A 624-nucleotide genomic window follows, 5' to 3' on the forward strand; every position below is an offset into this window, starting at 1 on the left:
GCTCTTGTAATAGAGCACGAAGCCATTGTCTTCCCAATACAGAAGCTTGATCTTGTCCCGCCGCCGGTTGGTGAAGGCATACAGCGCCCCCTCAAAGGGGTTGTGGCCCAGCTCCTGTTCGACGATCGCAGCCAGGCTCCGGAAGCTCTTGCGGAAGTCCACCGGGTCCTGATACAGGTAGATCCGCGGCATCTGCGGATGCGGGCGCAGCCGGTATTCCATCACAGCACCGCCAGCAGTTGCTTCACCAGCGGCAGGGTCTCAGTCGCGATTCCCCGGATCTCCAGGCCGTTGGGCAGGCTCAGGATCAGGCCGGCGGGCTGCACCGTGGCCGGGATCACCGGCACAAAGCCCGCCCCCTTCTTCTCTGTTGCCGGTTCGGCCGCCCGGCGTAGCTTGCGGACCCAGTAGCCAAAGGTACTATACCGCAGTTCCTGTTGTTCGCAGTAGGCTTTCTGCGTCAGGCCGGATTGTGGCCAGGCCGAAATGTGTGGCTGCCAGAACGGCGCGCCTTCGGTGATATCGGAAGTATCCATTGCTTTCTCCTCTGTCGTGGGATTCGGGGAGAAAGTCTGCACAGGGTCAGGTGTGGAAAATAGGTGTGGATTCTTGGGCGCTTACGGC

2 protein-coding genes are annotated in these 624 nt (G+C 60.9%); both read right to left on the reverse strand.

Translation table 11 applies throughout. From position 1 onward, the window contains the following. On the reverse strand, positions 1-222 hold a 222-nt coding region (tnpB, locus tag ACOCD2_RS24830; RefSeq protein WP_419590609.1), incomplete at its 3' end, for an IS66 family insertion sequence element accessory protein TnpB. Then, the gene (gene tnpA / locus ACOCD2_RS24835; RefSeq protein WP_295513567.1) at positions 222-536 is read right to left on the reverse strand and encodes an IS66 family insertion sequence element accessory protein TnpA; all 315 of its coding nucleotides are present in this window, start codon (positions 534-536) and stop codon (positions 222-224) included. The genes tnpA and tnpB, both read right to left, overlap by 1 nt. Positions 537-624 lie beyond the last annotated feature (88 nt).

It is taken from the genome of Thiolapillus sp. (assembly GCF_048562965.1).
Taxonomy (GTDB): domain Bacteria; phylum Pseudomonadota; class Gammaproteobacteria; order Chromatiales; family Chromatiaceae; genus Thiolapillus; species Thiolapillus brandeum_A.

Coding starts and splice junctions, on each gene's coding strand:
- tnpA (WP_295513567.1), bottom strand. CDS start 536: ATGGATACTTCCGATATCACCGAAGGCGCGCCGTTCTGGCAGCCACAC.